At 68.3% G+C, this 8,928-nt stretch carries 10 protein-coding genes; 9 read left to right on the forward strand and 1 reads right to left on the reverse strand.

Translation table 11 applies throughout. The features are described 5' to 3' along the window. Positions 1–15: 15 nt before the first annotated feature. From AAG801_RS14455 to AAG801_RS14470, 4 genes are read left to right on the forward strand one after another with little or no spacing between them, the layout of a single operon-like run. Positions 16–912: an SDR family oxidoreductase gene (locus AAG801_RS14455; RefSeq protein ID WP_341888995.1), complete on the forward strand. Its 897-nt coding sequence runs from the start codon at positions 16–18 to the stop codon at positions 910–912. A gap of 35 nt (positions 913–947) precedes the next feature. Then, complete coding sequence (locus AAG801_RS14460; RefSeq protein ID WP_341888996.1) at positions 948–2,108, forward strand: acyl-CoA dehydrogenase family protein; 1,161 nt, start codon at positions 948–950, stop codon at positions 2,106–2,108. 10 nt (positions 2,109–2,118) lie between these two features. Continuing rightward, the gene (locus AAG801_RS14465) at positions 2,119–3,285 is read left to right on the forward strand and encodes an acyl-CoA dehydrogenase family protein (RefSeq protein WP_341888997.1); all 1,167 of its coding nucleotides are present in this window, start codon (positions 2,119–2,121) and stop codon (positions 3,283–3,285) included. A 49-nt stretch (positions 3,286–3,334) separates the two neighbouring features. Beyond that, positions 3,335–4,510 carry a S41 family peptidase gene (locus AAG801_RS14470; RefSeq protein WP_341888998.1) on the forward strand — a complete coding sequence of 392 codons (1,176 nt, stop codon included), beginning with the start codon at positions 3,335–3,337 and terminating at the stop codon, positions 4,508–4,510. Here AAG801_RS14470 and AAG801_RS14475 read toward each other — a convergent pair. Continuing rightward, the gene (locus tag AAG801_RS14475; protein WP_341888999.1) at positions 4,504–5,793 is read right to left on the reverse strand and encodes a DEAD/DEAH box helicase; all 1,290 of its coding nucleotides are present in this window, start codon (positions 5,791–5,793) and stop codon (positions 4,504–4,506) included. The genes AAG801_RS14470 and AAG801_RS14475 overlap by 7 nt on opposite strands. A gap of 54 nt (positions 5,794–5,847) precedes the next feature. Here AAG801_RS14475 and AAG801_RS14480 point away from each other — a divergent pair, with 54 nt between their 5' ends. The 5 genes from AAG801_RS14480 to AAG801_RS14500 form a co-directional block, all read left to right on the forward strand. After that, on the forward strand, positions 5,848–6,228 hold the full coding sequence (locus tag AAG801_RS14480) for a translation initiation factor Sui1 (RefSeq protein ID WP_341889000.1): 381 nt from the start codon (positions 5,848–5,850) through the stop codon (positions 6,226–6,228). Between the two features lie 7 nt (positions 6,229–6,235). Then, entirely contained in the window at positions 6,236–6,472 is a 237-nt protein-coding gene (locus AAG801_RS14485; RefSeq protein ID WP_341889001.1) for a DUF3820 family protein, read from the forward strand. Between the two features lie 182 nt (positions 6,473–6,654). Beyond that, positions 6,655–7,068, forward strand: a complete 414-nt coding sequence (locus AAG801_RS14490; protein WP_099794641.1) for an RNA-binding protein — start codon at positions 6,655–6,657, stop codon at positions 7,066–7,068. 350 nt (positions 7,069–7,418) lie between these two features. Then, complete coding sequence (locus AAG801_RS14495; protein WP_341889002.1) at positions 7,419–7,907, forward strand: tripartite tricarboxylate transporter TctB family protein; 489 nt, start codon at positions 7,419–7,421, stop codon at positions 7,905–7,907. Positions 7,908–7,919: 12 nt separating this feature from the next. Then, on the forward strand, positions 7,920–8,928 hold a 1,009-nt coding region (locus AAG801_RS14500; RefSeq protein WP_341889003.1), incomplete at its 3' end, for a tripartite tricarboxylate transporter permease.

Consider the following 8,928-nt stretch of genomic DNA (forward strand, 5'->3'; position numbering starts at 1 on the left):
CCTGAGCACTTCCCCATGAACGCACCCCACTACCGCTCCGTCTTCGCGCCCGCCCTGTTCGGCGGCCAATGCATCGTCGTCACCGGCGGTGGCTCGGGCATCGGCCGTTGCACCGCGCACGAACTGGCCTCGCTCGGCGCCCACGTGGTGCTGGTCGGCCGCAAGCCCGAGAAGCTCGATGCGGTGCGCGCCGAGATCGAAGCGGCCGGCGGCCAGGCCAGCACGCAGGCCTTCGACATCCGCCAGGAAGACGCCGTGCGCGAAGCCGTGAAGGCCATCGTCGCGGCGCACGGCCGCATCGACGGGCTGGTCAACAACGCGGGCGGCCAGTACATCACGCCGCTGGCCGCCATCTCGGCCAAGGGCTGGGAGGCGGTGATCCACACCAACCTCACGGGCGGTTTCCTGGTGGCGCGCGAGTGCTACGTGCAGAGCATGCAGGCGAATGGCGGCGCCATCGTCAACATCGTGGCCGACATCTGGGGGTCGATGCCGAACATGGGCCACAGCGGCGCCGCGCGCGCCGGCATGGTGAGCTTCACCGAGACCGCCGCCGCCGAATGGGCCGTGAGCGGCGTGCGCGTGAACGCCGTGGCACCGGGCTACATCGCCTCCAGCGGCATGGACCACTACCCGCCCGAGGCCGGCGACATGCTGCGCGCCATGCGCAAGACCGTGCCTGCGGGCCGCTTCGGCAACGAGGCCGAGACCTCCGCCGCCATCGCCTTCCTGCTGAGCCCGGCCGCCGCCTTCATCAGCGGCTCCGTGCTGCGCGTGGACGGCGCGCGCCCGCAGGCGCGCATGGGCTGGCCGATGGAGCTGCCCGACGCGCAGGCGCAGCAGCGCCCCGCGGTGCGGCCCTACGACGGCTTTCACCTCGCGCAGACACCGCGCGTGTTCCAGGACAAGTAAAGAGCGATCGAACGAACGGACAACGGAGACCCCTGATGCAGTACACCCATGAACACCTCGAGATGCAGAACACCCTGCGCCGATTCATCGACGAGGAGATCAACCCCCATGTCGACGAATGGGAAGAGGCCGAGATCTTTCCCGCGCACGAGGTCTTCAAGAAGCTCGGCAATCTCGGCCTGCTGGGCCTGAACAAGCCCGAGGCCTTCGGCGGCGCCGGGCTCGACTATTCGTATGCCATGGCCTTCGCCGAGGGGCTGGGCCACATCAGCTGCGGCGGCGTGCCGATGGCCATCGGCGTGCAGACCGACATGTGCACGCCCGCGCTCGCGCGCTTCGGCAGCGACGCGCTGCGCCGCGAGTTCCTGGTGCCCGCCATCGCGGGCGACACGGTCGGCTGCATCGGCGTGAGCGAACCCGGCGCGGGCAGCGACGTGGCGGGCCTGAAGAGCCACGCGCGCAAGGACGGCGACGACTACCTCATCAGCGGCCAGAAGATGTGGATCACCAACAGCCTGCAGGCCGACTGGATGTGCATGCTGGTCAACACCAGCGACGGTCCCGTGCACCGCAACAAGTCGCTCGTGATGGTGCCGATGAACCTGCCCGGCATCGAGAAGGCCAAGAAGATCCGCAAGATCGGCATGGACTCGAGCGACACCGGCCTCATCTACTTCGACAACGTGCGCGTGCCGCAGCGCTACCGCATCGGCGAAGAAGGCCAGGGCTTCGTCTACCAGATGCAGCAGTTCCAGGAAGAGCGGCTGTGGGCCGCCGCCAGTTCGCTCGAACCGATGGAAGACTGCATCGCGCAGACCATCGAATGGGCGCAGCAGCGCCAGATGTTCGGCGCCACGCTGGCCGACCAGCAGTGGGTGCAGTTCAAGCTGGCCGAACTGAAGACCGAGGTGGAGGCGCTGCGCGCCCTCACCTACCGCGCCTGCGACCTGCATGTGCAGGGCGAAGACGTGCTCGAGCTCGCGTCGATGGCCAAGCTCAAGACCGGCCGCCTCACGCGCCAGGTGGCCGACACCTGCCTGCAGTTCTGGGGCGGCATGGGCTTCACGCTGGAGAACCGCGTGTCGCGCCTGTACCGCGACGGCCGCCTCGGCTCGATCGGCGGTGGTGCCGACGAAGTGATGCTCGGCATCCTCGCCAAGACCATGGGCATCGCCAAGCGCCCACCGCGCGGCTGACCGGCGCACCATGGACGCCGAACTGCAGGCCGACCGTGCGGCGCTCGCCGACACGGTGCGGCGCTTCGCCCAGACCGAGATCGCACCGAACGTGCAGGCCTGGGACGAGGCCGGCGAATTCCCGCGCGCGCTGTATGCCCGCGCGGCCGAACTGGGCCTGCTGGGCCTGGGCTACCCGGAAGCACTCGGCGGCACGCCCGCCTCCTATGCGCTGAAGCTCCCCGCATGGATCGCGCTCGCGCGCCACGGCCAGAGCGGCGGCGTGCTCGCGAGCCTGTTTTCGCACAACATCGGCCTGCCGCCCGTGGTGCTGCACGCAAGCGATGCCGTGCGCCGCGAGGTCGTGCCTGCGGTACTGCGCGGCGAAAAAATTGCCGCGCTCGCGATCACCGAACCCGGCGGCGGCTCCGACGTGGCCGCGGTGCGCACCACAGCGAAACGCGACGGCGATCACTACGTGCTCAACGGTGAAAAGACCTTCATCACCTCGGGCATGCGCGCCGACTGGATCACCGTGGCCGTGCGCACCGGCGAAGGCCGCGGCGCGGGTGGGCTCTCGATGCTGCTGGTGCCGGGCGACGCGCCCGGCCTTTCGCGCACGCGCCTCGCGAAGATGGGCTGGCTGTGCTCCGACACCGCCACGCTGCACTTCGACAACGTGCGCGTGCCCGCGCGCTACCTGCTCGGCGAAGAGGGCGCGGGTTTCCGCATGGTCATGGGCAACTTCAACGGCGAGCGCGTCGGGCTCGCCGCCGGTGCGCTGGGCTTCGCACAAGCATGTCTCGACGAGGCGCTGGCCTGGTCGCGCGAGCGCAAGACCTTCGGCGCCGCGCTCATCGAGCACCAGGCGGTGCGCCACAAGCTGGTCGACATGCAGATGCGCATCGCCTCGACCGAGGCCTGGCTCGAGGCCGTGTCCGCCGAGGGCGATGCGCACGAAGCAGCGGGCCGCATCAACGCACCCGAGTGGGTGGCGCAGGTCTGCCTGCTCAAGAACCACGCCACGCAGACCATGCAGTTCTGCGCCGACCAGGCCGTGCAGATCCTCGGCGGCATGGGCTTCATGCGCGGCACGGTGAGCGAGCGCGTCTACCGCGAGGTCAAGGTGATGATGATCGGCGGCGGCGCCGAAGAGATCATGAAAGAGCTGGCGGCGCGGCAGCTGGGGTGGGTGTAGCGGCGCGCCTGTTTACCATCGGCGGCCCCTTCACCCTCACCGACGCCACATGAACCTCCGACACGGCCTCGCGGCGCTGGCCGCCACCTTCTGCACCGTCGCCTTCGCACAAGACCAGCCCGCGCGCGAACCGATGCCGCGGGAAGACCTGCAGTCGCTGGCCGCCACCTACCAACTGCTGCGCGACGCGTATGTGAAGCCGCTCAGCGGCGAGGAGATTCTTCAGGCGGCCTTGCGCGGCATGGTCCGCGAGATCGACCCCGAAGGCGGGCAGTTCCTCATGAAGGAAGACCTGGCCGACCGGGCACCGCCGGCGAACTACACGGGCGGGGCCGTGGGGCTGGAGATGATCGCGCGCAACGGCGAAGTCGCCGTGATCTCGCCCATCGTGGACAGCCCAGCCGAGAAGGCCGGCATCCGCCCCAACGACGTGCTGCTCGCCATCGACGGCACGCCGATCAAGGGCAACCTCACCCTCGCGTTCAAGATGCTGCGCGGCCCGCTCGGCAGCAGCGTGGCGTTGACGATGCGGCGCCCGGGCGTCGAGGCGCCCCACGAATTCAAGGTGGAGCGGCAGAACGTGCAGGGCGCGATCGTGCGCGTGTCGACGGCGGCGCCGGGCATCGCTGTGCTGCGCATCACCGCCTTCAAGGACAACACGCTGGACCAGGTCGCCCGCGAACTCGAAACCCAATGGCGCCGGCAGCCGTTCAAGGGGGTCGTGCTCGATCTGCGGCGCAACCCGGGCGGGCGGCTCGATACCGCGGTCGGTGTCGCGGCGCTGTTCCTGCCGGCCCGCCGCACGGTGGTGGTGAAGACCCAGGGCCGCCGCCTCGAATCGAACTCCGTCTATCTGTCCGACCCGCCCTACTACGCGCGCAACGCGGACCCGTTCGCGGCGGTGCCGCCGGAGATCCGGACGCTTCCGCTGGTCGTGCTCGTCGACGAGGGCACGGCGTCCGGCGCGGAGATCGTGACGGCGGCCTTGCGCGACCACCGCCGCGCGCGCATCGTGGGCCGCAAGACCTTCGGCCGCACGAGCATCCAGACCGTCACGCCGCTGGGGCCCGAGCGCGCGGTGCGCTACACGTCTGCGTACTGGTTTCCGCCTTCGGGTGAAACGCTGGAAAAGATCGGCATTACGCCCCACCGGCTCGTGGAGGCCGTGGACTTTCAGCGCGAGCTCGACGAGGCCGTTGCCGAGCTGCGCACGAAGCTTCAGTGATCCGTCTTCGGCGGCGTTGAGGTTTCGGCGGCTTCCGCAGCTTTGGCCGCCGCTGCACGCAGCTTGTCCTTCTTGCTCGGCCGCGCGCCCTTGATGCCGCCGTTGCCCGAGGCATCGACCACCACCGGCGCCGTCTCGACCGGCTCGAAGCCCGCGATGCGTTCGCGCGGTACCTGCTGGCCCTGGCGCTTCTCGATCAGGCGGAAGTGCGCCTCGGTGGCCGCGCTCACGAAGCTGATCGCCAGCCCGCTCGCGCCCGCGCGGCCGGTGCGGCCGATGCGGTGGATGTAGTCGGTCGGCGAACGCGGCAGGTCGTAGTTGATGACCACGGGCAGCTGCGCGATGTCGAGGCCGCGCGCGGCGAGGTCGGTGGCGATCACCACGTCCCAGCGGCTCTGCTTGAACTGCGCGAGGATGTCGCTGCGCGTGCCCTGGGCGATGTCGCCGTGGAAGGGCACGGCGTAGATGCCGTTCTTGTAGAGCTTCTCGGCCACGGTCTGGGCGGCGTGCTGCGTGGCGACGAAGACCAGCACGCGGTCCCAGGCGCCTTCGTTCTCTTTCAGCAGTTGGCGCAGCAGCTGGGTGCGGCGGCTGGCGTCGACCTCGATGGCGCGCTGCACGATGTCGGGCGCCGTGCCGGGTTCGCCCTGCACATCGACCAGCACCGGGTCGCGCAGCATGTCGTCGGCCAGGGCCTGGATGGCCGTCGGGAAGGTGGCGGAAAACAGCAGGTTCTGGCGTTGCTTCGGCAGCAGCGCGAGGATGCGGCCCAGCTCCTCGGCAAAGCCCAGATCGAACAGGCGGTCGGCCTCGTCGAGCACGAGCATCGACACGGCGTCGAGCGCGAGCGCGTTGTGCTCGACCAGGTCGAGCAGCCGGCCGGGCGTGGCGATCACGATGTCGGCGCCGCCGCGCAGGCGCATCATTTGCGGGTTGATCGAGACGCCGCCGACCGCGACGACGATCTTCAGGCGCTCGGGCAGGTGGCGGGCGAAGTCTTCCAGCGTCTCGCCGACCTGGGCCGCGAGTTCGCGCGTGGGCACGAGCACCAGCGCGCGCAGGCGGCGCGAGGTGGACGACGCAGGCTCGGCGGCCAGGCGCTGCAGCAGCGGCAGGGAAAATGCGGCCGTCTTGCCGGAGCCGGTCTGCGCCGAGCCCCGCAGGTCGCGGCCCTGCAAAATTGCAGGGATGGCCGCCGCCTGGATGGCGGTCGGCGCGGCAAAGCCGCTCGCGGCGGCCGCTTGCGCGAGCGCGGGGGTCAGGCCCAGGGTATCGAATGGCATGGAACGGGCACCGGGAAAAAAGAGAGATCGAAAGAAAGACGAAAGACGGATCGCATGGGAACGATGAAGAACAACCGCACCGGCAGCACGCTGGTGTACTCCACCGAGGCGGGCGGGCGCATGTGCCCCGACTGCGGCGCCCCGGTGGCGCAATGCCGCTGCAAGGAACTCGCGAAGGCGCAAACGGCGGCCACGGACGGCATTGTCCGCGTATCGCACGAGACCAAGGGCCGAAAGGGCAAGGGCGTGACCGTGGTCAAGGGACTGCCGCTCGACGCGGCGGCGCTGGCGGCCGTGGGCAAGCAGCTCAAAGCGGCCTGCGGCACGGGCGGCACAGTGAAGGACGGCACCGTCGAGATCCAGGGCGATCACCGCGAGGTGGTGATCGCCGCCCTCGTGAAGCAGGGCCACACGGTCAAGCGCGCGGGAGGCTGAGCAGCACATGCACCCCGAAGACCTGCAGCGCCTGGTGACGCTCGAAATGCCTTTTGGCAAGCACAAGGGCACGCTGATCGCCGATTTGCCCGGAAATTACCTGACCTGGTTTGCGCGCGAGGGTTTTCCCTCGGGAGAAATTGGCCGACTGCTCGCTTTGATGCATGAAATAGACCACAACGGCCTGTCCGACCTCCTGAAACCGTTGCGAAACCGCCCGCCGGGCCGGAATGTTTCTCGATAACACAAAAATTCCTCCCTTTTTTTGGGAATCGGGCCGGATAATCCGGCTCACGTGTCTGCGAGCCTCGGCTCCCGTGCACGTAATTTGGTGATCGGTCAGTTTCGCGCCACAGCGCATTAGTTTGTTGTGATTCTGGGACTCCATCGCTTTGTGTTTTTTTGGTTTGAATTAGGAGTCCCTCCATGGGCAAGAAACTTTACGTGGGCAACCTCGCCTACTCCGTGCGTGACAACGACCTGGAACAGTCTTTCGGCGAGTTCGGCACGATCGTCAGCGCCAAGGTCATGATGGAACGTGACACCGGCCGTTCGAAGGGCTTCGGCTTTGTCGAAATGGGCACCGACGCTGAAGCACTCGCTGCAGTCGAAGGCATGAACGGCGCATCGCTGCAGGGCCGCGCCCTGACGGTGAACGAAGCCCGTCCGATGGAAGCACGTCCCCCCCGCACCGGCGGTGGTGGCGGCTACGGCGGTGGTGGCGGCGGCGGCTACGGTGGTGGCGGCGGCGGCGGTTACGGCGGCGGCGGCGGTGGTGGCCGCAGCGGTGGCGGCGGTGGTGGTTACGGCGGCGGCGGCGGTGGCCGCGGCGGCTACTAAGCCCCCCCCCACACACTCATGAGCGCCTCGGCGCTCTGAATGAATGAAAAAGCTCCTTCGGGAGCTTTTTTCGTTTCTGACGTCCATCGCCCCATTCCCACGAATCCCTTCGTGGAACGCCACGGAACCGGCTTTGCCGGGCCGTTGGCGTTGCCCCCGGAAGGGGGTTGGCGCAGCGACACGAAGTGCGCGAAGCCTGGGGGAGAACCAAGTCCATCGACACGCAGTGCGCGAAGCCTGGGGGAGAGCCAGTACTTACCCTTGTACGCATTTGTCCTTACCAAAGCGGTCAGCCGACGGTCAGCCGCTGGCGACGACCCTCGTCCCCTTCGAAACAGAGGGTCGAGACAATGAAGATCAAGAGACAGGCGGACTTCTTCTCAGGAGTCATGTTCGCCACCGTCGGTGGCGCGTTCGCCATCGGCGCCACCACCTACACCATCGGCGACGGCGCCCGCATGGGGCCGGGGTACTTCCCGCTGATGCTGGGCATCCTGCTGGCGCTGCTGGGCGCGCTGATCATGTTCCAGGCCATGGTGGTCGAGAGCGCAGACGGCGACAAGATCGGCAAATGGGCCTGGAAGCCGCTGGCCTTCGTGCTGGGCGCCAACCTGGCCTTCGGCGTGCTGCTGGGCGGCCTGCCGAGCGTCGGGCTGCCGGCGATGGGCATGATCATCGCGATCTACGCGCTGACGATCATCTCGAGCATGGCCGGCCAGCACTTCAAGCTGCGCGACGTGCTCGTGCTCTCCACCATCCTGGCGGCCGGCAGCTATGTGGCCTTCATCTGGGCGCTCAAGCTCCAGATCCAGGTCTGGCCCACCTTCATCTCGGGCTGAGGAGCACGCACCATGGACCTGATCCACAACCTTTCCATCGGTTTCGGCGTTGCCTTCACCTTCACCAACCTGCTGTATTGCCTGCTGGGCTGCATCCTGGGCACGCTGATCGGCGTGCTGCCGGGCATCGGCCCCGTCGCGACGATCGCGATGCTGCTGCCCGCCACGTACGCGCTGCCGCCCGTGTCGGCGCTGATCATGCTGGCCGGCATCTACTACGGCGCCCAGTACGGCGGCTCGACCACGGCCATCCTGGTGAATCTGCCCGGGGAGTCGTCCTCGGTGGTCACCTGCATCGACGGCTACCAGATGGCAAGGCAGGGCCGCGCAGGCCCTGCGCTCGCTGCGGCGGGCCTGGGCTCGTTCTTCGCGGGCTGCGTGGGCACGCTGATCCTGGCCGCCTTCGCGCCCCCGCTGACCGAGCTGGCCTTCAAGTTCGGCCCGGCCGAGTATTTCTCGCTGATGGTGCTGGGCCTGATCGGTGCCGTGGTGCTGGCCTCGGGCTCGCTGCTCAAGGCGGTGGCGATGATCGTGCTGGGCCTGCTGCTGGGCATCGTCGGCACCGACGTGAATTCGGGTGTCGCGCGCTTCAGCTTCGACATTCCCGAGCTCACCGACGGCATCGGCTTCGTGGTGATCGCCATGGGCGTGTTCGGCTACGGCGAAATCATCGGCAACCTCTCGCAGCCCGATGACGAGCGCGAGGTGTTCACGCACAAGGTGAAGGGCCTGTGGCCCACCAAGGACGACTTCAGGCGCATGACGCCCGCCGTGCTGCGCGGCACGGCGCTGGGTTCGGCCCTGGGCATCCTGCCGGGCGGCGGCGCGCTGCTGGCGGCTTTTGCGGCCTATGCGCTGGAGAAGAAGATCAAGATGCGTCCGGGCGAAGTGCCCTTCGGCAAGGGCAACATCCGCGGCGTGGCCTCGCCCGAGTCGGCCAACAACGCCGGCGCGCAGACCTCCTTCATTCCGCTCTTGACGCTGGGCATTCCGCCTAATGCCGTGATGGCGCTGATGGTCG

It is taken from the genome of Variovorax sp. YR752, from assembly GCF_943372545.1.